At 56.7% G+C, this 21,529-nt stretch carries 26 protein-coding genes and 1 tRNA gene; 6 read left to right on the top strand and 21 right to left on the bottom strand.

The features are described 5' to 3' along the window. Positions 1–18 precede the first annotated feature (18 nt). From gcvT to ACA079_RS06195, 3 genes are all read left to right on the top strand, one after another. A complete protein-coding gene (gene gcvT / locus ACA079_RS06205) occupies positions 19–1,143 on the top strand; it encodes a glycine cleavage system aminomethyltransferase GcvT (RefSeq protein WP_497702915.1) in 1,125 nt (374 codons plus the stop codon). A 403-nt stretch (positions 1,144–1,546) separates the two neighbouring features. Then, positions 1,547–1,759 (top strand): cold-shock protein, encoded by a 213-nt coding sequence (locus ACA079_RS06200; protein WP_003175786.1) that lies wholly within the window; start codon positions 1,547–1,549, stop codon positions 1,757–1,759. A gap of 96 nt (positions 1,760–1,855) precedes the next feature. Continuing rightward, a complete protein-coding gene (locus ACA079_RS06195) occupies positions 1,856–2,344 on the top strand; it encodes an RDD family protein (RefSeq protein ID WP_111451447.1) in 489 nt (162 codons plus the stop codon). Positions 2,345–2,439: 95 nt separating this feature from the next. On the opposite strand, the gene nadA is transcribed toward ACA079_RS06195, so the two are convergent. The 19 genes from nadA to ACA079_RS06100 all read right to left on the bottom strand — a co-directional run bounded on the left by nadA (position 2,440) and on the right by ACA079_RS06100 (position 17,629). After that, entirely contained in the window at positions 2,440–3,498 is a 1,059-nt protein-coding gene (gene nadA / locus ACA079_RS06190; protein WP_497702914.1) for a quinolinate synthase NadA, read from the bottom strand. Between the two features lie 270 nt (positions 3,499–3,768). Then, positions 3,769–3,844, bottom strand: a tRNA-Lys gene (locus ACA079_RS06185). 63 nt (positions 3,845–3,907) lie between these two features. Beyond that, positions 3,908–4,600 (bottom strand): 7-cyano-7-deazaguanine synthase QueC, encoded by a 693-nt coding sequence (gene queC / locus ACA079_RS06180; protein WP_497702913.1) that lies wholly within the window; start codon positions 4,598–4,600, stop codon positions 3,908–3,910. A 1-nt stretch (position 4,601) separates the two neighbouring features. Next, positions 4,602–5,249 carry a 7-carboxy-7-deazaguanine synthase QueE gene (gene queE, locus ACA079_RS06175; protein ID WP_129437837.1) on the bottom strand — a complete coding sequence of 216 codons (648 nt, stop codon included), beginning with the start codon at positions 5,247–5,249 and terminating at the stop codon, positions 4,602–4,604. Between the two features lie 166 nt (positions 5,250–5,415). Continuing rightward, the gene (gene ybgF, locus ACA079_RS06170) at positions 5,416–6,255 is read right to left on the bottom strand and encodes a tol-pal system protein YbgF (RefSeq protein WP_497702912.1); all 840 of its coding nucleotides are present in this window, start codon (positions 6,253–6,255) and stop codon (positions 5,416–5,418) included. 6 nt (positions 6,256–6,261) lie between these two features. Next, on the bottom strand, positions 6,262–6,759 hold the full coding sequence (pal, locus tag ACA079_RS06165) for a peptidoglycan-associated lipoprotein Pal (RefSeq protein ID WP_003178634.1): 498 nt from the start codon (positions 6,757–6,759) through the stop codon (positions 6,262–6,264). A 52-nt stretch (positions 6,760–6,811) separates the two neighbouring features. Continuing rightward, on the bottom strand, positions 6,812–8,092 hold the full coding sequence (gene tolB / locus ACA079_RS06160) for a Tol-Pal system beta propeller repeat protein TolB (RefSeq protein ID WP_166675809.1): 1,281 nt from the start codon (positions 8,090–8,092) through the stop codon (positions 6,812–6,814). 17 nt (positions 8,093–8,109) lie between these two features. Further along, positions 8,110–9,189, bottom strand: a complete 1,080-nt coding sequence (gene tolA / locus ACA079_RS06155; RefSeq protein WP_497702911.1) for a cell envelope integrity protein TolA — start codon at positions 9,187–9,189, stop codon at positions 8,110–8,112. Beyond that, on the bottom strand, positions 9,189–9,641 hold the full coding sequence (gene tolR / locus ACA079_RS06150) for a protein TolR (protein ID WP_162556275.1): 453 nt from the start codon (positions 9,639–9,641) through the stop codon (positions 9,189–9,191). Before tolR ends, tolA begins: the two co-directional genes overlap by 1 nt. 23 nt (positions 9,642–9,664) lie before the next feature. After that, the gene (gene tolQ, locus ACA079_RS06145; protein ID WP_046049659.1) at positions 9,665–10,360 is read right to left on the bottom strand and encodes a protein TolQ; all 696 of its coding nucleotides are present in this window, start codon (positions 10,358–10,360) and stop codon (positions 9,665–9,667) included. Continuing rightward, positions 10,350–10,817, bottom strand: a complete 468-nt coding sequence (gene ybgC, locus ACA079_RS06140) for a tol-pal system-associated acyl-CoA thioesterase (protein WP_008147372.1) — start codon at positions 10,815–10,817, stop codon at positions 10,350–10,352. The genes tolQ and ybgC overlap by 11 nt, the downstream gene beginning before the upstream one ends. Positions 10,818–10,941: 124 nt before the next feature. Then, positions 10,942–12,006 carry a Holliday junction branch migration DNA helicase RuvB gene (ruvB, locus tag ACA079_RS06135; protein WP_497702910.1) on the bottom strand — a complete coding sequence of 355 codons (1,065 nt, stop codon included), beginning with the start codon at positions 12,004–12,006 and terminating at the stop codon, positions 10,942–10,944. After that, positions 12,007–12,621 (bottom strand): Holliday junction branch migration protein RuvA, encoded by a 615-nt coding sequence (gene ruvA, locus ACA079_RS06130; protein WP_077748709.1) that lies wholly within the window; start codon positions 12,619–12,621, stop codon positions 12,007–12,009. It lies immediately after the preceding gene. 115 nt (positions 12,622–12,736) lie between these two features. Then, positions 12,737–13,261, bottom strand: a complete 525-nt coding sequence (gene ruvC, locus ACA079_RS06125; RefSeq protein WP_008147379.1) for a crossover junction endodeoxyribonuclease RuvC — start codon at positions 13,259–13,261, stop codon at positions 12,737–12,739. Between the two features lie 162 nt (positions 13,262–13,423). After that, entirely contained in the window at positions 13,424–14,170 is a 747-nt protein-coding gene (locus ACA079_RS06120; RefSeq protein WP_129437845.1) for a YebC/PmpR family DNA-binding transcriptional regulator, read from the bottom strand. Between the two features lie 123 nt (positions 14,171–14,293). Further along, positions 14,294–16,069: an aspartate--tRNA ligase gene (gene aspS, locus ACA079_RS06115; RefSeq protein WP_497702909.1), complete on the bottom strand. Its 1,776-nt coding sequence runs from the start codon at positions 16,067–16,069 to the stop codon at positions 14,294–14,296. Between the two features lie 122 nt (positions 16,070–16,191). Beyond that, entirely contained in the window at positions 16,192–16,413 is a 222-nt protein-coding gene (locus tag ACA079_RS06110; RefSeq protein WP_010457489.1) for an FmdB family zinc ribbon protein, read from the bottom strand. A 136-nt stretch (positions 16,414–16,549) separates the two neighbouring features. Continuing rightward, on the bottom strand, positions 16,550–16,888 hold the full coding sequence (locus ACA079_RS06105; protein WP_497633138.1) for a ribbon-helix-helix domain-containing protein: 339 nt from the start codon (positions 16,886–16,888) through the stop codon (positions 16,550–16,552). A gap of 270 nt (positions 16,889–17,158) precedes the next feature. Beyond that, positions 17,159–17,629 carry a Dps family protein gene (locus tag ACA079_RS06100; protein ID WP_129437851.1) on the bottom strand — a complete coding sequence of 157 codons (471 nt, stop codon included), beginning with the start codon at positions 17,627–17,629 and terminating at the stop codon, positions 17,159–17,161. 308 nt (positions 17,630–17,937) lie between these two features. Here ACA079_RS06100 and ACA079_RS06095 point away from each other — a divergent pair, with 308 nt between their 5' ends. Beyond that, positions 17,938–18,540, top strand: a complete 603-nt coding sequence (locus ACA079_RS06095) for a cold-shock protein (protein WP_008147390.1) — start codon at positions 17,938–17,940, stop codon at positions 18,538–18,540. A 70-nt stretch (positions 18,541–18,610) separates the two neighbouring features. Here ACA079_RS06095 and ACA079_RS06090 read toward each other — a convergent pair whose 3' ends face one another. Continuing rightward, entirely contained in the window at positions 18,611–18,817 is a 207-nt protein-coding gene (locus ACA079_RS06090; RefSeq protein ID WP_046049666.1) for a SlyX family protein, read from the bottom strand. 3 nt (positions 18,818–18,820) lie between these two features. After that, positions 18,821–19,246 (bottom strand): HIT domain-containing protein, encoded by a 426-nt coding sequence (locus ACA079_RS06085; protein WP_497702908.1) that lies wholly within the window; start codon positions 19,244–19,246, stop codon positions 18,821–18,823. A gap of 410 nt (positions 19,247–19,656) precedes the next feature. Between ACA079_RS06085 and ACA079_RS06080 the strand changes: the two genes are divergently transcribed. Next, positions 19,657–20,067, top strand: coding sequence for a hypothetical protein (locus ACA079_RS06080; RefSeq protein ID WP_497702907.1), 411 nt, complete (start codon positions 19,657–19,659; stop codon positions 20,065–20,067). Positions 20,068–20,161: 94 nt separating this feature from the next. Further along, positions 20,162–21,508: an OprD family porin gene (locus ACA079_RS06075; protein ID WP_497702906.1), complete on the top strand. Its 1,347-nt coding sequence runs from the start codon at positions 20,162–20,164 to the stop codon at positions 21,506–21,508. Positions 21,509–21,529: the final 21 nt, after the last annotated feature.

Raw genomic sequence — 21,529 nt, 5'->3', positions numbered from 1 at the left:
CTTTTTCAGGAGCTGAATATGTCCACCGAACAACTGTCGAAAACCCCGCTGCACGCACTGCACATCGAACTCGGCGCCCGCATGGTGCCGTTTGCTGGCTACGACATGCCGGTGCAATACCCGCTCGGTGTGATGAAAGAACACCAGCACACCCGTGATCAGGCCGGGCTGTTCGATGTCTCGCACATGGGCCAGATCCGCCTGACCGGCGCCAATGCCGCCAAGGCGCTGGAAAGCCTGGTGCCGGTCGACATCATCGACCTGCCGGTGGGCATGCAGCGTTACGCGATGTTCACCAACGAGACCGGCGGCATCCTCGACGACCTGATGGTCGCCAACCTGGGTAACGACGAACTGTTCCTGGTGGTCAACGCCGCCTGCAAGGACCAGGACCTGGCGCATCTGCGCAAACACATCGGCGATCAGTGCACTATCGAGCCGCTGTTTGAAGAACGCGCCCTGCTCGCACTGCAAGGTCCGGCCGCCGTCACCGTACTCGCGCGCCTGGCGCCTGAAGTGGCGAAGATGACCTTCATGCAGTTCGCCCGCGTGAAACTGCTGAGTGTGGACTGCTTTGTCAGCCGTTCGGGCTACACCGGTGAAGACGGTTACGAAATCTCCGTGCCGGCCGCCAACGCTGAAGCCCTGGCTCGCGCCCTGCTGGCCGAACCTGAAGTAGCGGCCATCGGCCTTGGCGCTCGCGACTCCCTGCGCCTGGAAGCCGGCCTGTGCCTCTACGGCCACGACATGAACACCGAGACCACCCCGATCGAAGCAAGCCTGCTGTGGGCCATCTCCAAGCCTCGTCGCGCTGATGGCGCTCGGGCTGGCGGCTTCCCCGGCGCAGAAACCGTGTTCGGACAGCAACAAGCCGGTGTCAGCCGCAAGCGCGTGGGCCTGTTGCCTCAGGAACGCACGCCGGTGCGCGAAGGTGCAGAAATCGTCAATGAAGCAGGCGACATCATTGGTGCGGTTTGCAGCGGTGGCTTCGGTCCGACCTTGGGCGGCCCTTTGGCGATGGGTTACGTCGATAGTGCTTACATCGCTCTCGATACCCCGGTGTGGGCGATTGTTCGTGGGAAAAAGGTGCCTTTGCTTGTAAGCAAAATGCCATTTGTTCCACAACGCTACTACCGTGGCTGATTGACTGTTTCTATAAGTAACGCGGTTGCGTTAACAGCGCACTAATGTGTAACGCAACCGCCATAAAACAGTGCATCACTTTACCTATAAGCTTCGTTTATGAACTTTGCTTATAACGATCGAAAACAATTGAACACGGCGATTGCATAAGCCAACACTAGTTGCGGCATAAACGCCCCGGCGCGAGCAAATACGGGCCCTCCACAGGGCTTGTTTTTTCTCCCGTAGTTGGCGTAGAGTTTGTTCACTGTGTTTGCATGGGTCGCTTGGAATCGTGACCTGGGCAGTAGCCTACAAGTTAGCTACATCCCGTTCGACGTCTTCTTACTCTCCTGCAACCAGCCCCAGTACTCTTTCACAAGAAGGAGGCTGTCATTAATTTTTGCGTCAAAGGAAATAAGAAATGTCCCAACGTCAGAGCGGTACCGTCAAGTGGTTTAACGACGAGAAAGGTTTTGGTTTTATCACTCCAGAAAGCGGTCCGGATCTGTTCGTGCATTTCCGCGCTATTCAGGGCAACGGCTTCAAGAGCCTGAAAGAAGGCCAGAAAGTGACTTTCGTTGCTGTGCAAGGCCAGAAAGGCATGCAGGCTGACGAAGTACAAGCAGAAGCCTAATCTTCTGTAACGAAAAAGCCCCTGATGCTGACATCAGGGGCTTTTTTGTGCGCGTAAATCCGTAAAATGGCTTCTTTTTTCCATCCAGAGGCTGCCATGTCGAAACATCTTCTCAAACCCCAGGGCGACTTTCCCGCCGTCACCCTGGGTCGCCGCCTGGCAGCGATGTTCTATGACTTCCTGTTGTGTACCGCCCTGCTGATCGTCACCAGCGGGATTTACAAGATGATCCAGATGGCGATCATCGGCGAAGACAAAATGCGCACCTTGACCGAAGCCGGCGCGCTGGACGGCGATCCATTGCTGTCGACGGTGCTGCTGTTTGTGCTGTTCGGCTTCTTCGCCAAGTTCTGGACCTGGTCCGGTCAGACCTTGGGGATGCAGGTCTGGTGCATACGCGTGCAAAACGCCGACGGTTCATCCATCAGCCTGTGGCAGGCGTTGCTGCGCTTTGTGGTGTCGATCGCGTCCTTGCTGTGCGTCGGGCTGGGTTTCTTCTGGTCGCTGTTCGACAAACAGAAACGCAGCTGGCATGACATCTACTCCAATACCCAGCTCGTGCGGATCCCAAAGAAAACCAAATAACGGCCACAAAAAAGATCGCAGCCTTCGGCAGCTCCTACACGGTTCTATGTACACCTGTAGGAGCTGCCGAAGGCTGCGATCTTTTGATCTTGGCCTTAAGCGTTACCGGCCAGCTTCATCCGCGCTGCCTGCGTGAAGTCGAGCATGCGCTTGAGCGGCCGAATCGCTTGTGGAATCAGCGCTGGATCAACAAAGATCTCGTTAGTCCCTTCCTTCAAGCTCTTGAGCACGCGCTCAAGGGTATTCATCGCCATCCACGGGCAATGTGCGCAACTGCGGCACGCTGCGCCGTTACCGGCCGTTGGCGCTTCGATGAAGACCTTGTCCGGGCACAGCTGCTGCATCTTGTAGAAGATGCCGCGATCAGTGGCGACGATAAAGGTCTTGTTTGGCAGGCTCTGGGCTGCCGCAATCAACTGACTGGTGGAGCCGACGGCATCCGCCAACTCGATCACCGCCGTCGGCGACTCCGGATGCACCAGAATCGCTGCGTCCGGGTACAGCGCCTTCATGTCTTCGAGCTGCTTGGACTTGAACTCTTCGTGAACAATGCAGGCACCGTCCCACAGCAGCATGTCCGCACCGGTCTGACGCTGGATGTAGGTGCCCAGGTGTTTGTCCGGCCCCCAAATGATGGTTTCGCCGTTATCCATCAGGCTTTCGACGATCTCCAGCGCGCAGCTGGAAGTCACCACCCAATCCGCGCGGGCTTTGACCGCCGCCGACGTGTTGGCATACACCACCACAGTACGCTCCGGGTGCTGATCACAGAACGCCGAGAACTCGTCCACCGGGCAACCCAGATCCAGCGAGCAGGTCGCTTCCAGGGTTGGCATCAGGATGCGTTTTTCAGGGTTGAGGATTTTGGCGGTCTCGCCCATGAACTTCACACCGGCGACCACCACGGTCTTGGCCGGGTGAGCATTGCCGAAGCGGGCCATCTCCAGCGAGTCGGAGACGCAACCGCCGGTTTCTTCGGCCAGGGCCTGAATAACCGGATCGCAATAGAAGTGAGCAACCAGCACCGCATCCTGAGCCTTGAGCTCGGCAGCGATGGCGGCACGGTAATAGGCCTCCTCCTCGGCAGTCAGCGGCTTGGGCTGTTTGGCGTCGAGGTGGGCTTGAACCAGAAGGCGTTCGGAAATCTGCGTCATGTTCGCAAGACCTGCAGGCGCTTTCGCGCGAAAGTCGAGTATACACCCGGCTCCGGACCCTTCAGGGTACCGCCGGGAGAGTGAGTATCATCAGGCACGGACAACATTGAAGCTGCGCAAGGCTACAGAATATCCCGTGGATGCAAAAGATGATTCTGACCTGCGTCACGGTGTAGCCACGCTTTGATGCGAGCTCAAATCGCGGGCAAAAAAAAATCCGGAAATCCTCACTTGCGTGGGCCTTCCAGACTTTTAAAACTGCTACAAAAATGGTGGGTCGTGTGGGATTCGAACCTACGACCAATTGGTTAAAAGCCAACTGCTCTACCAACTGAGCTAACGACCCGCTGTGTGGTGGCGCGTATAATACTGATTTTTAAGGACTATTCAACACCTAATTTGAAATAAATCAAAAATAAGGTGTTGGGTCGCTGATTCCGGCTGCCGCAAAGCCTTCTGCACGCAGGCGGCAGCTGTCGCATTTACCGCATGCACGGCCTTTATCGTCGGCCTGATAGCAGGAAACAGTCAGCCCATAATCGACACCCAGTTTCACACCTGCCTGGACGATCTGCGCCTTGCTCAGGTTCTGCAGTGGCGCCTGAATACGGAAACCATTGCCTTCTACACCAGCCTTGGTCGCCAGATTGGCCATGCGCTCGAAGGACTCGATGAACTCGGGACGGCAGTCTGGGTAACCGGAGTAATCCACGGCGTTCACGCCAATAAAGATGTCACGCGCGCCCAGCACTTCGGCCCAGCCTAACGCCAAGGAGAGAAACACGGTGTTGCGCGCCGGCACGTAAGTCACTGGAATGCCCTCCCCCAGTTCCTCCGGAATGTCGATGCTACTGTCTGTCAGCGCCGAGCCGCCCATACCATTCAGGTTGAGACCGATCACCTTGTGCTCGACCACACCCAGGTCACGGGCAACGCGTGCGGCGGCATGTAACTCTGCCTGGGACCGCTGACCGTAATCGAAGCTCATGGTGTAGCAGCTGTAACCTTCAGCACGAGCCATCGCCACAACGGTCGCCGAGTCCAGGCCGCCGGACAGCAAGATGACTGCACGTTTTTCGGTAGTGTTCAGTTGTTCAGTCATTTCAGCGCCCCGGCTCGTCATTCCAAAGATATTTATGCAACTGCAATTGCAGACGCACTGGCAGGTTGTCCGCCACCACCCAGTCAGCCAGGTCCCGAGCATTGAGGTCATGGTGACTTGGCGAAAACAGGACTTCGCCGGCGCGCTGATCCAGACCGTACTGGATCAGCTTGGACACGGCCCAGTCATAGTCTTCCCGCGAGCAGATGACGAACTTCACCTGATCGTTGCGCGTGAGCAGCTCGATGTTCTCGTAGCGGTTGCGGTGAGCTTCTTTCGAACCCGGGGTTTTCAGGTCGACGACGCGACTGACCCGTGGATCGACCGCCGAGATATCCAGGGCACCGCTGGTTTCCAGCGAGACCTCGTAACCGGCGTCACACAACTGCTTGAGCAATGGGATGGCGTTGGGTTGTGCCAGCGGCTCGCCGCCGGTGACACAGACGTAACGCGGGCGAAAACCGGCCACTTGCTCGAGGATGTCGTCGAGCGTGCGAATGGTGCCGCCTGTGAACGCGTAGGCGCTGTCGCAGTATTGGCAACGCAATGGGCAACCGGTCAGGCGCACAAAAACAGTGGGCAGCCCGGCAGTCCGCGTTTCACCCTGCAACGAGTAGAAAACTTCGGTGATTCTCAATGTGTCTTGCATAGTCGCCACGGGCATAACAGCTAAACAGGCTGTCCGCCTCCGTCAGGCACTTCAAGGAACCCCGCCACCGCGCAGATCCCAAAAAGCGTGTTTCATAAAAAGGGCGTGAATTCTAACGAAAAAACCCGCGACAAGCGCGGGTTTCTTCGAAACAGGTCAAGCAGCCTTACATTTTTTGCAGATCACGCTGAGCCAGTTGAGCGGCGGAAGTGCCCGGATATTGGGACACTACCTGTTGCAGAATTCCTTTGACCTTGTCGGGATGACCAAGGCGGCGCTCTACATCAGCCAGCTTGTACAGCGAATCAGGCACTTTTGGATGCTTGGGGTACAGCTGTGAAACCTTGGCAAAAGCCTGACCTGCACCTTGCAGATCGCCTTTGGCCAGGTTCACTTCGCCCAACCAGTACTGGGCATTACCCGCGTACTGGCTGTTCGGGTACTTGCGCAGGAATGCGGCAAAAGCCTGGCTGGCCTTGTCGAAATCCTTGGCTTTGATCAGGTCGAAGGCTGCATCGTAATACAGTTTTTCCTTCGCCGGATCAGCCGGTTCGCTACCCGCGGCAGGCGCCTGAGCGGCTGCCGCTCCTGCGGCTGCGCCCGCTGCTGCACCGGGGGCATTCAAACTGCCACCGGTGGAAGAATTATCAGGAGTCGCGGCTGGTGCAACGCCGGTTCCTATGCGCCGATCAAGATCCTGATATCGCTCCAGGTTCTCTTGCTTCATGCGCGCTACATCATTTTGCAGAACTTCGATGATGCCTTGTTGGCGCGAGATCTGCTCCTGCATAGATTGCAGTTGGTTGAACAGCTCGCCCTGTGCCGAGACAGGGGCCGAAACCCCTCCCCCGGCATAGGCGCCGTTCGTACCGTAACCTGCAGGCGGATTACTAGTCCCGCTATTGGTATAGCCGGAGTCGTTATCGACCACAGGAACCGCAGCCCACACCGCAAGCGGTGCGAGGCTGAGAGCCAAAACAGTTACAGCACGACGGCACGTTCGCATGACGAATTACTTACGCAGTTCGACGCGACGGTTTTGAGCCCAGGACTGCTCGTCGTTGCCGGTAGCAACTGGACGCTCTTCGCCGTAGGAAACCAGTTCCAGCTGAGCTGGGGAAACACCTTGCAGTACCAGGTAACGCTGAACGGCTTTCGCACGACGCTCGCCCAGTGCCATGTTGTACTCACGAGTACCACGTTCGTCGGTGTTGCCTTCCAGAACAACGCGAGCGCCGTTTGCTTTCAGGTCTTTGGCGTGAACGTCCAGAGCGCGCATGGCTTCTGGCTTCAAGTCCGAGCTGTCGTATTCGAAGTAGAAAGTGGTGATAGCGCGCAGAGCAGCTTCTTCGCTCAGGGAGCCGTCAACTGCACCAGTGTTTGCGCCGTAACCAGCGTTTGGATCTACAGCGCCTTCACCGGCATTGTCGCCGCCTTTGGACGAGCAACCTACAGCTACAGCCATGGCCAGAGCCAGCGCAGCAAATTTACCAAACTTCAGCATTTCCATCGTGAAACTCCTAATGAACCCCAATGTGTTAAGTACAACGTGTAGCGCCGCGTCAGTTCAGGTAAGGGGACCAGGAAGGTTCTCTGACTTCGCCTTGTGCGGTAGGAAGCGGGAGCCTTACGCGTCCATTAATGGACACGAGCATCAAGACTCCCCGGCCCTGCTGGCGGGTGGCGTAGATTACCATGGTGCCGTTGGGCGCAACAGTAGGCGACTCGTCCAGAGTGCTATCAGTGAGGATTTTTACGCTTCCGCGCTGCAAATCCTGGGCCGCCACCTTGAAATTAGTGAAACCTTCCTGACGATGGATCATCACCAGGGTCTTTTCATCAGCCGAAAGCTTAGGGTTGGCGTTGTAGTTACCGATAAAGGTCACACGTTCCGCACCACCACCGCCTGCGCTGGTTTTGTAGATCTGCGGCTTGCCGCCACGGTCCGAGGTGAAGTAGATGGTCGAACCATCTTTACCCCAGAACGGTTCGGTATTGATGCCAGGACCGTTAGTAACGCGAGTGATCTGACGCGAACCCAGGTTCATCACGTAGATGTCCGGGTTACCATCTTTCGACAGTACGAATGCCAGGCGATTGCCATCAGGCGACCATGCTGGCGCGCCATTCAGGCCTTCGAAGTTGGTGATCTGCTCACGGCGACCGGTGTCGATGTTCTGCATGAAGATACGCGGACGCTTCTGCTCGAACGACACATAAGCGATGCGCTTGCCGTCCGGTGCGAAACGCGGCGACAGGATCGGCTCGCGCGATTGCAGCAGGGTCACAGCACGGGCACCGTCATAGTCCGAACGTTGCAGCGTGTAGCGAGTGTTCTTCTCGGAGAAACGCTCGGCCGTCACGTACAACAGGCGAGTCGAGAACGCACCTTTAATACCGGTGAGTTTTTCGAACGACTGGTCCGCAATGTAGTGCGACATGTCGCGCAGTTGATCAACGCTGCCCGACACGCTGCCGGTCAGCACTTGCTGCTCGGTGGCGACGTTGAACAGTGCGTATTGAACCTGCAGGCGACCGCCCGCAGGAGCAATGCTGCCGACCATGACGTACTGGGCACCCAGCGCCTTGAAGTCACGGAAGATGATTTCGCTGGCCTGGCTTGGCTGGCTGATCATGTTCTGTTTTGGAATCGGCGAGTAGTAACCCGAGTTGCGCAGGTCGTTACCGATGATTTCGGCCATGTCGTCCGGCAGCACGCTGCCGCCCTGGTTGCCAAACGGAACGACTGCGATCGGGGTGGCCCGATCACTGCCGCTGGTGACCAGAATGTTTTTTTCATCGGCTGCCGCTATCCCTGCCATGCAGCAGATAACGACAAGCATTCCTCGAAGAAGGTTTCTCACAAGGCTAGATCCTCAGGTGTGAATGTCATCTTGAATGAACGATACGGAGCGAAATCGCTCGGCTTCATTCCCTGCATTTCTGTCAAACGTCCAATATTCTTTACCGCTGCTACAGCCGAAGCGTCAAACGGACCATCGCCACTGGACTTGGCCACGCTGACCGAAGTCAACGTACCGTCCGGCAACATGCCGATTTGCAACACGACTGTCATGCCTTTGCGGGCCGAAGGTGGACGAGCCCAGCCTTCCGCTGCACGAGCACGGATCAGATCATCGAAACTACCGGCGACTTCGTCACCCTGCTCATCCGCCAAGGCCTGCTGACGCTGCGGCGTGTCGGAAAGCAAATCTGCCAGGGCCTGAGCCTTTTTGTCTTCGGCGGATTTACGTGCCGCTTCCTGCGATTTTTTCTTCGCAGCATCGGCAGCAGCTTTCTTCTTCGCGTCTTCCGCGACTTTCTTCTTCGCGTCTTCAGCTTCAGATTTCTTCTTGGCGTCTTCCGCGGCTTTCTTCTTCGCGTCTTCGACGATCTTTTTCTTCGCTTCTTCAGCGGCCGCTTTCTTGGCCTCTTCTTCAGCTGCTTTCTTGGCTTCTTCTTCAGACTTCTTCTTGGCTATATCAGCCAATTGTTTCTCTTCGACCTTTTTAGCTTCGGCGGTCTTCTTCGCTTCATCGGCTTTCTTGGCTTCATCAGCCTTTTTAGCCTCTTCCGCTTTCTTCGTCTCGTCGGCCTTTTTGGATTCTTCGGCTTTTTGAGCCGTATCTTCCTTCTTTTGTTCCGCGGCTTTGATCGCTTCCTGCTCGATCTTTTTCTGTTCCATCTGTTCGACTTCGGTCTGGCGCGCGGCGGATTTCTTCGCCTCACCCGCAATCTTCTGATTGGTCTGGGTGGTCGCCTGACTTTTCGATTTCAGTTGGTACAGAGTCGCCTGGACAATTGGCTTGGCCGGCGGCAATTCGGGCGTGAAGGCGAAACTGACGAACAGCATGCCAAAAACCAGCACGTGCAAGACAAGCGCCCAGACACTAGGCCAGAAGTAGCTTTCCGAGGCGGACGGCTCTCGCATTTGCTGCATCAGGGTGCCTCGGTAATCAAGCCAACATTACCGACCCCGGCTTTCTGCAACCCGCCCATGGCGCCCATGACGGAACCGTAGTCGACGGTCTTGTCGCCGCGGATGAACACCTGAGTACGCTTGCCACCTTCAGTGCCGGCGCGAATGATCTTGGTCACGGCGTCAGTCATCTGCGGCAAGGTCATGGCCTTGTCCTGTTGCTTTTCAGTGTCGACTTCGCTGCCAAGGTTCCAGTAGTAGGTCTTGTCAGACTTGATCGAAATGGTCAGGACCTGGGTGTTGTTGTCCTGCGGCAAGGCTTCGCTGGAAACCTTGGGCAGATCAACTTTCACGCCCTGATTGAGCATCGGAGCGGTCACCATGAAGATGACCAGCAGCACCAACATCACGTCGATGTAAGGCACCACGTTCATCTCGGCAACCGGCTTGCGCTTTTTGCGAGCTCGAGCGATTAAAGCCATTGGAAATTACCTGCTTATTCTTCGCTGGTGTGCACTTTGCGGTGCAGGATCGCCTGGAATTCGTCGGCGAAGGTGTAGTAACGGCTCAGCAGGGTTTCGCTGCGAGCAGCAAAACGGTTGTAAGCGATAACGGCCGGGATGGCGGCGAACAGACCGATCGCGGTTGCAATCAGTGCCTCGGCGATACCTGGAGCCACAGTGGCCAGGGTCGCTTGCTGGGCAGTTGCCAGACCACGGAAGGAGTTCATGATCCCCCAGACAGTACCGAACAGACCGATGTACGGGCTGACGGAACCTACGGTCGCGAGGAACGGCAGGCTCTGTTCGAGCTTTTCTTCTTCGCGGGAAATGGCGACGCGCATGGCACGGGCCACGCCTTCCATGACCGCTTCCGGGTCAACGCCTGGCTGCTGGCGCAGACGGGAGAATTCCTTGAAACCGGCACGGAAGATCTGCTCTACGCCCGAATCCGGATCAGGGTTGCTGCCGGCCTGACGGTAGAGTTTGGACAGGTCGATACCCGACCAGAAGCGCTCTTCAAAGCTCTCCAGGGCACGTCGACCGGCGCGCAGCAGGTTGCTGCGCTGAAAGATCATGATCCATGAGGTCACCGATGCGGCTACCAGGATCAGCATTACCAGTTGCACCACGATACTGGCATTGCTGACCAGGCTCCACATGGAGGAATGGTCGACGACGTTAGCTTCCACGCTTTATCTCCTGCTTTGAGTGTGTACCCGCGCCGCTCACGTCGGCAAAGGCCGCACGTAGAGCTTCGGGAATGGCCCGGGGTTTCAAACTGTTAGTGCGCACACAGGCCACCAAAAACTGCCCTTCGCAGAGCAGCGCATTATCCGTGGCTCGCCTGACCTGCTGTTTGAAGCGCAGGCTGACACGGTTCAATTCGATTACTTCAGCGCTTACCAGCAGCTCGTCATCCAGTCGCGCCGGCGCGTGGTAACGCGCTTCGCTGGAATGCACGACGAACAACAGGTCCTCACCTGCAAGCTGGGATTGGGCAAAGCCCAGCTCCCGGAGCCGCTCGGTTCGAGCCCGTTCCATAAACTTGAGGTAATTAACGTAATACACGATGCCGCCCGCATCGGTGTCCTCGTAATAAACGCGACAACGAAGTGCGAAAGGCTCAAGCCCGTTTTGCGCGCGCATACTCTAGTGCTTACTCCTCAGGTTGCCAATCCGGCCAGGCAACTGTTTTTCATTGATTCACGGCTTTCTGGCGAAAGTACGGTCCTGAGACCGCACAAACCCCGAATAAATCAGCGCGCAAAGGTTATTTATCGTCCACGGCATCGAGGAACTCGTCTACCACGGGCATCTCGCCCAATCGTGACGGGATGTTTAAACCGAAGTGCAGGTACGCATGCCGGGTTACCACTCGCCCCCGCGGCGTGCGCATGATGTAGCCCTGCTGGATCAGGTACGGCTCCAGCACGTCTTCAATAGTGTGACGCTCTTCACTGATGGCTGCAGCGAGGCTATCGACCCCGACCGGCCCACCATCGAACTTCTCGATCATGGTCAACAACAGACGTCGATCCTGGTGATCGAAACCACGCTCGTCGACATCCAGCAGGTTCAAGGCCAGGTCGGCGATCGGTTTGGTGATGTGGCCCTTGGCGCGAACTTCGGCAAAATCCCGAACCCGGCGCAGCAAGCGGTTGGCGATCCGCGGCGTACCACGGGCACGGCGGGCGATTTCAAAGGCGCCTTCCGGGTCCAGGGGCAAGCCGAGGATGGTAGCCGAACGACTGACAATCGTTGCCAGATCGGCGGTGTTGTAAAACTCCAGACGCTGGACAATGCCGAAACGGTCGCGCAGCGGATTGGTCAGCATCCCCGCCCGCGTCGTCGCACCGACCAGGGTGAACGGCGGCAGATCAAGCTTGATCGAGCGCGCGGCCGGCCCTTCGCCGATCATGATGTCGAGCTGGAAATCTTCCATGGCCGGGTACAGCACTTCTTCGACGATCGGAGAGAGCCGATGGATTTCGTCGATGAACAGCACGTCGTGTGGCTCAAGATTGGTCAGCAACGCAGCCAGATCACCCGGGCGTTCAAGCACCGGGCCCGAGGTGCTCTTGATCGAGACCCCCATTTCCTGGGCGATGATGTTGGCCAAGGTAGTTTTACCCAGACCCGGCGGACCGAAAATCAGCGTGTGGTCCAGGGATTCATTGCGCCCACGGGCAGCCTGGATGAACAACTCCATTTGCTCGCGTACGGTCGGCTGGCCAATGTATTCGGCCAGGCTGACAGGGCGAATCGCCCGGTCCTGGACTTCCTCGCGGTCACGAGGGCCAGGTGTGGCGGCAATCAGACGATCAGCTTCAATCACTTAGATCATTCCCTTCAGGGCACGACGAATCATGTCTTCACTGCTCAAACCTTTCTCCTTGATCGCAGAAATCGCCTTGCTGGCTTCCTGCGGCTTGTAGCCCAGGGAGATCAGCGCGCTGACCGCGTCATTTTCGGCGGTGGCGACAGGAGCCACATCTGGCCCACCCGGCTGGTTTGGCACCAGGGCGAACATCGCCGGTACAGTCTCCCACGCCTTGAAGCGATCCTTGAGTTCCACCAGCAAACGCTCGGCAGTCTTCTTGCCCACGCCCGGCACCTTGGTCAGTGCCGAGGTGTCCTGGGACTGTACGCAACGGACCAGTTCATCGACTTCCAGGCTCGACATCAGGGCCAGGGCCAATTTCGGCCCTACACCATTGAGACGGATCAACTCGCGAAAAAAGTCTCGCTCACGCTTGCCGAAGAAGCCATAGAGTAACTGCGCGTCTTCGCGTACGACCAAATGGGTGTGCAACGTCAGCGGTTCACCGACCGACGGCAAGCGATAAAGCGTGGTCATGGGCACTTCCAGCTCATACCCCAGACCGTTTACATCCAGAATCAGGTGCGGCGGCTGTTTCTCAGCCAGTGTGCCGCGCAAGCGTCCAATCACGTTTCAGATCCTTGAGCGTTGGCCAGATCAGTGCTGGCGACTGACAGAACAAGGGTTTTGCGCCGACGACACAGGCGCAAAACCCTCGTTCCATAAAAAATGATTGCTGATGCTATCAGAGACGCAGGCGCCCGCCACGACTGCGTGCCGTACCCAGGCCATGCGGCAACAGGCTGGAACGGGTGTGAGCATGGCAAATGGCAATGGCCAAGGCGTCCGAGGCATCGATTTGCGGTTTGCTGGTCAGTTTCAACATATGCATGACCATCATTTGCACCTGCTCTTTATTCGCCGCGCCGGTGCCGGTCACCGCCTGCTTGACCTGGGTCGCGGTGTATTCAGCGATTTCCAGGCTTTCTTCCGCCCCGGCAACAATAGCTGCGCCGCGGGCCTGGCCAAGTTTCAGCGCAGAGTCGGCGTTGCGCGCCATGAAGACCTTTTCGATGCCCATGGTCACCGGGCCGTAGGTCTGGATGACTTCGCGCACGCCGCGATAGACGATTTGCAGGCGTTCATGCAGTTCGCCGGAACCTGTGCGAATGCAGCCCGACGCCACGTACACGCAACCACGCCCGGTATCACGTACTACGCCATAACCGGTAATGCGCGAACCGGGGTCGATACCAAGAATTAAAGTCATAACGCCTGCAAAGCTAGTGCGAATATTCGAGGGTAACTGTAGGAGCTGCCGAAGGCTGCGATCTTTTCAAATAAACGCTAAAAATCAAAAGATCGCAGGCTTCGCCAGCTCCTACCTGTACAGCGTAGGGCTTTGTGAAGGCTGCGATCTTTAATAAATGCATCAACCGAGCTGCGCGGCTACCGACTCTGGAATGTCCGCGTTGGAGTAAACGTTCTGCACGTCATCCAGGTCTTCAAGCATGTCGATCAGCTTGAGAACCTTCTCGGCGCCTTCCAGGTCCAGTTCGGCACTGGTGGTCGGCAGCATCACGATTTCCGCGTCATCACCTTTGAAACCGGCCGCTTCCAGCGCGTTACGCACAGAGTAGAAACCGGCGAACGAGGTGAACACGTCGATGGAACCGTCTTCGTGGGTTACCACGTCATCGGCATCGGCCTCCATCGCCGCTTCCATCAGCGCATCTTCGTCAACGCCCGGCGCGAAGGAAATCTGCCCCTTGCGCTCGAACAGATAAGCCACCGAACCGTCCGTACCGAGGTTGCCGCCGCACTTGCTGAACGCGTGGCGAACAGCCGCTGCGGTGCGATTGCGGTTGTCAGTCATGCACTCGACCATCACCGCCACGCCGCCCGGGCCGTAGCCTTCGTAGGTCAGCTCGACCATGTCGTCGGTATCGGCAGCACCGGCGCCGCGGGCGACCGCGCGATCAATGATGTCGCGGCTCATGTTCGCGCCGAGAGCCTTGTCCAGCGCCAGACGCAAACGCGGGTTGGAACCCGGATCACTACCGCCCTGACGGGCAGCAACGGTCAGTTCACGAATCCACTTGGTGAAAATCTTGCCCTTCTTGGCATCCTGACGTTCTTTGCGGTGCTTGATGTTCGCCCACTTGGAATGACCCGCCATATCTCGCTCCGAATTCTCTTTGAAACATTGCCCGCCGCGCCATGACGCGCCAGCCGGCAAATAAAAATCTCGACCATTCTATAAAGAAAGGGCGCATCCGAAGATGCGCCCTTCTGGTCAGCCTTACTCAGCTTTAGGCGTTTCGCGCAGACGAATGTGCAGTTCGCGCAGTGCCTTGGCATCTACCAAACCCGGGGCCTGAGTCATGACGCAAGCGGCGCTCTGGGTTTTCGGGAAGGCGATCACTTCACGGATCGACTGGGCGCCGGTCATCAGCATCACCAGACGGTCCAGACCGAAGGCCAGACCACCGTGCGGCGGCGCGCCGTATTTCAGGGCGTCGAGCAGGAAGCCGAATTTCTCTTCCTGTTCCGCTTCACTGATACCCAACAGACGGAACACCGACTGTTGCATTTCCTTGCGGTGGATACGGATCGAACCGCCACCCAGCTCGGTGCCGTTCAGGACCATGTCGTAGGCACGGGACAGAGCGGTCGCCGGGTTGGCTTCCAGTTCTTCCGGGGTGCACTTCGGCGCGGTGAACGGGTGGTGCAAGGCAGTGAAGCTACCGTCGTCGTTCTCTTCGAACATCGGGAAGTCGACAACCCACATCGGTGCCCACTCGCAGGTCAGCAGGTTCAGATCGTTACCGACCTTGATCCGCAGCGCGCCCAGGGCTTCGCTGACGATCTTGGCTTTGTCGGCACCGAAGAACACGATGTCGCCGTCAACCGCGCCAACGCGATCAAGGATCACATTGAGGTTGGCTTCAGGGATGTTCTTGACGATCGGCGATTGCAGACCTTCAACGCCTTTGGCGCGCTCGTTGACCTTGATGTACGCCAGGCCCTTGGCACCGTAGATGCCGACGAACTTGGTGTAGTCGTCGATCTGCTTGCGCGGCATGCTTGCCGCGCCTGGAACGCGCAGAGCGGCAACGCGGCATTTCGGGTCGTTGGCAGGGCCGCTGAACACCTTGAAGTCGACTTCTTTCAGTTGATCGGCAACGTCAACCAGTTCCAGCGGGTTACGCAGGTCCGGCTTGTCGGAACCGTAACGACGCATGGCCTCTTCGAAGGTCATGTGCGGGAAGTCGCCGAACTCCAGGTCCAGCACTTCCTTGAACAGGTTGCGGATCATTTTTTCGGTGATGCCCATGATCTCTTTTTCATCGAGGAAGCTGGTCTCGATGTCGATCTGGGTGAATTCCGGCTGACGGTCGGCGCGCAGATCTTCGTCGCGGAAGCACTTGGCGATCTGGTAGTAACGGTCGAAGCCGGCGACCATCAGCAGTTGCTTGAACAGCTGCGGCGATTGCGGCAAGGCGAAGAAGCTACCTGCGTGAGTACGGCTCGGCACCAGGTAGTCGCGAGCGCCTTCTGGCGTGGCGCGGGTCAGAATCGGCGTCTCGACATCGAGGAAGCCGTTCTCGTCCAGGAAGCGACGGATGCTGGTGGTCATGCGCGAACGCAGACGCAGCTTCTCGAGCATTTCCGGGCGACGCAGATCGAGGAAGCGATAACGCAGGCGGGTTTCTTCGCCGACGTCGGAGAACTCGTTGAGCGGGAACGGCGGGGTTTCCGATTCGTTCAGCACTTCAAGCTCGTAGCCCAGCACTTCGATCATGCCCGACGCCATGTTGGCGTTGGTGGCACCGGCCGGACGCAGGCGAACCTTGCCGGTGATCTTGACCACGTATTCGCTGCGCACGCGATCGGCGGCGGCGAAGGATTCAGCGCGGTCCGGGTCGAACACCACCTGGGCCAGACCGTCACGATCACGGATATCGAGGAAAATCACCCCACCGTGGTCACGGCGACGGTGAACCCATCCGCAAAGGGTAATTTCCTGGCCTTCCAGGCTTTCGTTCAGTTGGCCGCAATAATGGCTGCGCATCATGGTAGTGGTTTCGCTTCTCGTAATTCGAAATTCGGTTGGAGACCTTGCTCATATCCGGCCCTTGTGAAAGGCGCCAGATGATGCAAGAGCTCGCACGTGTCGTTCAACTCAGGTTCAAGACCCTAGTCAGCTTTGTCGCCGCCGGCCAGATTCTTCTTGGAACCGGTCTTGAAATCGGTTTCGTACCAGCCGGTGCCGCTAAGGCGGAAGCCCGGCATGGACAGCATCTTCTTAAGCTCTGGCGCCTGGCAGGCAGGGCAGTCGACCAGCGGTGCTGCGCTGATCTTTTGAATGGCTTCCAACTGATGACCACAGGAAGCACATTGATAGTCGTACATCGGCATGGGGGTTGTCTCGGCGATCAGATTGCTACCGCACACGCTGGGTTTTGCGGCAAAGAGCGGGATTATATCCATTAAATGCAGCCTGTGCAGCCGTAAGACTGCACAGACCGACACTCTACCCATTCCACCCCCGTGGCTAAGGCATGGCGACGCAGCCGCCTTCCTTCAGGCTGTGCACGACGCACACAACCCGCACCAGCCCGGTGAAGTTCTTGACTCCGCCGTGACGCAAATGCACCTCGCGGTCCACATGGGACAACAGCGCACTGACCGTACAACAGTTGACCTTGGCCATGTCGCCCAAAATATCCCAATAGACCTGTTCAAGCCGTAAACAGGTTGCAAAGCCATTCAACCGCACTGATCGGGATAAAGGCTGGGCCAGGCCCATATCAAATTCACTGACAAATGGATCGATCCTTATATCCTTGACTGGACCGCCACTCCCCTCGCTTCGCCTGTCTTCATAAACCATATCGTTGACACTCCTTTGCCATCCTTGCTTTTTTATAAGAGCAACAAGCTGTTTCTCTATAAAAGCGCAGGCGCAAAGTTATATCCAGATGACTTTATGACCATCAACGTAGGATAAGCCAACAACTGAAGGGCGATCATGGAGACCGTCCTACTCCAGATAATTTCCTACACGCCTGGGCGTAAAATCATTCAACAGAAAGACATATAAAGTTACGAGAAGACAGGGCGCGAACAGCACCCCAAGGGTGCCATCCGCGCACCAATATTGTTACTGGTCCAGCAGGGAGCGCAGCATCCACGCAGTTTTCTCGTGGACTTGCATACGCTGGGTCAGGAGGTCAGCCGTTGGCTCGTCACTTACCTTGTCGAGCAGTGGAAAGATCCCGCGCGCAGTACGCGTGACCGCCTCCTGGCCTTCGACAAGTTGCTTGATCATGTCTTCGGCACTGGGCACACCCACCTCCTCCTTAATGGAAGAAAGGCGCGCATAAATAGAATAGGCACCCGGAGCAGGAAATCCGAGAGCACGAATTCGCTCGGCAATCGAATCGACGGCCAGGGCCAACTCGTTATATTGCTCCTCGAACATCAAGTGCAGGGTCCGGAACATCGGACCGGTGACGTTCCAATGGAAGTTATGGGTTTTCAAATAAAGTACATAAGTGTCCGACAGCAGACGCGAAAGTCCGTCGACGATGGACTTGCGATCCTCTTCACTGATACCGATATCGATTGCCATGCGTTTCCCCTAAAGGTGATGAAATTCATCCAGCAGGTGCAGGACCACTCTAGCAAGCCTGCCAGCACCCCGCAGCCCCGGATTCTCCGGTTACCTGCGACAAATCGACCCTCAGGGCACCGCTGGACTGCCTGATTTGAGTAGCTGCAGGCTTTGCTGTTAAATAGACAGTGTGTCGCTACCGCCTATTTTCCGGGGGCTGCGCATAGGCTGGTACCGGGTACGTGTCCAACGCCTCTTATTGTTCTGAAGCGAACCGTGCTCAATCAGCTCTTCCTTGTGATCCGTCTTAACGTGAGTTACTCAAAATGTTGAAAATTGTCCACCTGCTAATGGGCGCAGCAGCCTTGCTGTTGTCCTTCATCCCTAGCCTGCGATCCGAAGCCGTACCTTACCTGCAACAACCTGATGCGCTGTACCTGGCCTTTTTCGGCCTGCTCAACCTCACCCTCGCTCCTGTTATCCCTTACTGGAACAAAGGCCCGCGTCATCAACTGCAAAACCTGGTCAGCGCCCTGCTGGTTCTGACCGTCGTCCTGCAAACCCTGACGCTGATCGCACCAATGCCTGTCATTGCCGGTCAACCTGCTGTTCTGTTCAGCCTGGTCGCTGCCTTGATTGCCGTTCTTCTGCACCTGGCCATCAGTTTCTACAAATCTTCACCGGCCGCCGCCTCGCCAAGCTATGACATGAGCAACCGCGATACCGGTACCGTAAAGTGGTTCAACACCTCTAAAGGCTTCGGCTTTATTTCCCGTGATTCCGGCGATGATATTTTCGTGCATTTCCGGGCCATTCGTGGCGAAGGTCATCGTGTTCTGGTCGAAGGCCAGCGGGTGGAGTTCTCTGTCATGAACCGTGACAAGGGCTTGCAAGCCGAAGATGTGATCGCCGCTCTGCCGCGTCGCTGATTCAAGGCTAAAAAAAACCGCGAACAGCCAGGCTGTTCGCGGTTTTTTGTTGCCCGTCTGTTGGTCACACTCAGTAATGCGGCGGTGGCGCTTCTTCTTCAAACGTCTCGAACTGACCGGCCATTTCCTCTTGCCGCTTGAGCAAGGCGGTCATTTGCAGTTGCAGGCGCTCAACCGCACGCTGCTGCGTCGCCAGCACATCACTCAATGCCTGGATGGTGTCATCCTGAAACGCCAGCTGGCTCTCCAGATCGGTAACGCGATCTTCCAGGCTCATGATTCAACCCTCCAGAAACGTAAAATCATCGGTCAATACCAGGCGCAACCGTTCGCGAATCAACGCGATCTGCTCTGAGTTATAAGGCTTGGCTGGATGTTTACCCCAGACCGGCGCCGGCCAGGCGGCATCCTCACGCTTGCGCACAATCACATGCATGTGCAACTGACTGACAACGTTACCCAGGGCCGCGACATTCAACTTGTCCGCGTCAAACGAGTCCTTGAGCATTTCCGCCAGTGCGGTCGTTTCCTGCCACAGCTGCAGTTGATCTGCGACATCCAACTGAAATATCTCACTGATATCGTCGCGACGTGGCACCAGAATGAACCAGGGGTAGTTCGAATCATTGGACAGCAGCAACCGGCAGAGTGGGAAATCCCCGATCGGTAACGTGTCTTGTTGAAGCCGTGGATCTAAAGCGAACACTGTGCGCACTCCCGCCGGGTCATCAATTTCAGCTTAGCGTCCATCCCGAGAGACGGCGCACCAAGCGACAGGACGGCAGCATACCTGCGAACGCCGCTGGCTTCACGACGAACCATGGTCGAAGCCAACCCGAAAAACCACAAACGACCGGTCGCGCGCCCCGATATGAGTCGTTTTCGATCAGGACGCACCATTACAGAACCAGCAGCCACACAAAAAACGCCGAACTGACTGATAAACAACGACGCGTTCGAATTTGGCAAACGGCCGCACTGTATGAATTCAGTACAGCGATTAAAATTTTTTGCACCAAAACCGCACAGTGCGTCTACGCTGAGTCGGTCAGGCACCCCCCATTTACTCACTGGTGGGGTGAACCGGTAACATTTTTGGTTGTCACGCAGTCGGCCATGCGGGTACAACACGATGCAAACCATGGCGTCAAGCCCGAACAAAACGTGCTTGAACACCCCGGTTTTATGAGGTTTTTACAGCGACAGGCAGGCTTTCAGAAAAAAAACCAGCAGGATTCTGATTTGTGCACGCTTGTTGCATTCACACCCACATCGCCTCTAAAGCGTCCGCTGGAAGTGGAAGCCTTAAGGCAAATAAAAACAGTGGCAGGGTTGCCCGATGGAGATTCAAGCGTTTCACCAGGGACTCTTTTTACCGATGCTCAGGCCCTGGAAAACAACGCTAAAAGTTGTCAGTCCGCTTGCGTCGAGGCTGTAAATTTGCGACATCTACCAAGCCGTTTGCGACAGGGTCGTAAAGAAGCTGAAAGGTTAGATGCGCAAGTATCGCCAACATGGTCGGCGTGATATAAGTTTGCGCCGACACAAAAAGAAAGAGCCGCCCAGATAATAAATCAGGTGGGACGGCAGTACTCTTCTAAAACCAAAGGAGCAAATCACGATGCGCGTGATGAAGTGGAGCATGATCGCACTGGCAGTTGCAGCAGCAGCCAGTACTCAAATGGCTACGGCCGCACCTTTCGTAAGTGACCAGGCTGAAGCCAAAGGTTTTGTTGAAGACAGCACGCTGAACTTGCTGGTTCGCAACTACTACTTCAACCGTGACAACAAAGATGGCGCCCGCGACGTCAAAGACTGGACCCAAGGTATTTGGGGTACCTACAACTCCGGTTACACCCAAGGTCTCATTGGTGTCGGCGTTGATGCGTTCGGTTACCTGGCCATCAAACTGGATGGCGGCGATGGCACTTCCGGTTCGGGCAACATGAGCCGTAGCGACACCGTCAACGCCAACGGTGGCCGCGACGTCAACGACAGCCAGGGTAAAGCTGGGGGGGCCGTTAAAGTCCGCATCTCCAAAACCGAGCTGAAATTCGGCGACATGTCGCCAAGCACTGCTCCAGTGTTTGCTGTTGGCGGTTCCCGTATCCTTCCTCAAGTTGCCAGCGGTTTCCAACTGCAGAGCAGCGAAGTCAAAGACCTTGACCTCGAAGCCGGTCACTTCTACTCGGGTTCCAGCCAGGACAAAAACGCCCGTGACGGCGGCCTGTTTGCAAACTACGCCGGCGTTGAAGCCAACAGCATCGACTATTTCGGTGGCAAGTACGGCATTACCGATAACCTTTCCGCATCGCTGTATGGCGCCAAGCTGGAAGACATCTGGAACCAGTACTACGCCAACGTGAACCTCACCACTCCATTTGGTGGTGACACGTCGCTGAACACCGACTTCAACATCTACCGCACCACCGACACCGGTGACGCGAAAGCCGGTGACATCAGCAACACAGCATTCTCGCTGGCCACTGCTCTGTCGTTCCTGAAAGCACACACCATCACCCTGGCCTTCCAAAAGGTTAATGGCGATACTCCATTCGACTACGTCGGTATTGGCAAGAACAACCGCGGCGGCGACTCGATCTTCCTCGCCAACTCCATCCAGTACTCTGACTTCAACGCCCCTGGCGAGAAGTCTGCCCAGATCCGTTACGATCTGAAAATGGCTGAGTACGGCGTTCCTGGTCTGAGCTTCATGACCCGTTACGTGAAAGGTTGGGACATCGACGGTACCAACACTCCAGCAGGCAGCGCTTACGCCGGCCTGTACGGTGAAGATGGCAAGCACAACGAAACCAACTTCGAAGCCAAGTACGTTGTTCAGACTGGCCCGGCAAAAGATCTGTCCGTCCGCTTCCGTCAAGCTTGGCACTTTGCTAACGCCGACGAAGGTGAAGGCGACGTGAAAGAGTTCCGTGTGATCGTCGACTACCCGCTGTCGATTTTGTAATCGCATCCAGTTAGTTTGCGG

It is taken from the genome of Pseudomonas sp. LBUM1645 (assembly GCF_059716185.1).
This window is presented reverse-complemented; position numbering and strand designations above follow the sequence as displayed.

Bases quoted from the DNA above. Each gene is read 5' to 3' on its own strand.
- gcvT (WP_497702915.1), top strand. From the start codon at position 19: ATGTCCACCGAACAACTGTCGAAAACCCCGCTGCACGCACTGCACATC.
- ACA079_RS06200 (WP_003175786.1), top strand. From the start codon at position 1,547: ATGTCCCAACGTCAGAGCGGTACCGTCAAGTGGTTTAACGACGAGAAA.
- ACA079_RS06195 (WP_111451447.1), top strand. From the start codon at position 1,856: ATGTCGAAACATCTTCTCAAACCCCAGGGCGACTTTCCCGCCGTCACC.
- nadA (WP_497702914.1), bottom strand. From the start codon at position 3,498: ATGACGCAGATTTCCGAACGCCTTCTGGTTCAAGCCCACCTCGACGCC.
- queC (WP_497702913.1), bottom strand. From the start codon at position 4,600: ATGACTGAACAACTGAACACTACCGAAAAACGTGCAGTCATCTTGCTG.
- queE (WP_129437837.1), bottom strand. From the start codon at position 5,249: ATGCAAGACACATTGAGAATCACCGAAGTTTTCTACTCGTTGCAGGGT.
- ybgF (WP_497702912.1), bottom strand. From the start codon at position 6,255: ATGCGAACGTGCCGTCGTGCTGTAACTGTTTTGGCTCTCAGCCTCGCA.
- pal (WP_003178634.1), bottom strand. From the start codon at position 6,759: ATGGAAATGCTGAAGTTTGGTAAATTTGCTGCGCTGGCTCTGGCCATG.
- tolB (WP_166675809.1), bottom strand. From the start codon at position 8,092: ATGCTTGTCGTTATCTGCTGCATGGCAGGGATAGCGGCAGCCGATGAA.
- tolA (WP_497702911.1), bottom strand. From the start codon at position 9,189: ATGCAGCAAATGCGAGAGCCGTCCGCCTCGGAAAGCTACTTCTGGCCT.
- ybgC (WP_008147372.1), bottom strand. From the start codon at position 10,817: ATGCGCGCGCAAAACGGGCTTGAGCCTTTCGCACTTCGTTGTCGCGTT.
- ruvC (WP_008147379.1), bottom strand. From the start codon at position 13,261: ATGACTTTAATTCTTGGTATCGACCCCGGTTCGCGCATTACCGGTTAT.
- ACA079_RS06120 (WP_129437845.1), bottom strand. From the start codon at position 14,170: ATGGCGGGTCATTCCAAGTGGGCGAACATCAAGCACCGCAAAGAACGT.
- aspS (WP_497702909.1), bottom strand. From the start codon at position 16,069: ATGATGCGCAGCCATTATTGCGGCCAACTGAACGAAAGCCTGGAAGGC.
- ACA079_RS06110 (WP_010457489.1), bottom strand. From the start codon at position 16,413: ATGCCGATGTACGACTATCAATGTGCTTCCTGTGGTCATCAGTTGGAA.
- ACA079_RS06105 (WP_497633138.1), bottom strand. From the start codon at position 16,888: ATGGTTTATGAAGACAGGCGAAGCGAGGGGAGTGGCGGTCCAGTCAAG.
- ACA079_RS06100 (WP_129437851.1), bottom strand. From the start codon at position 17,629: ATGGCAATCGATATCGGTATCAGTGAAGAGGATCGCAAGTCCATCGTC.
- ACA079_RS06095 (WP_008147390.1), top strand. From the start codon at position 17,938: ATGTTGAAAATTGTCCACCTGCTAATGGGCGCAGCAGCCTTGCTGTTG.
- ACA079_RS06090 (WP_046049666.1), bottom strand. From the start codon at position 18,817: ATGAGCCTGGAAGATCGCGTTACCGATCTGGAGAGCCAGCTGGCGTTT.
- ACA079_RS06080 (WP_497702907.1), top strand. From the start codon at position 19,657: ATGCGGGTACAACACGATGCAAACCATGGCGTCAAGCCCGAACAAAAC.
- ACA079_RS06075 (WP_497702906.1), top strand. From the start codon at position 20,162: ATGCGCGTGATGAAGTGGAGCATGATCGCACTGGCAGTTGCAGCAGCA.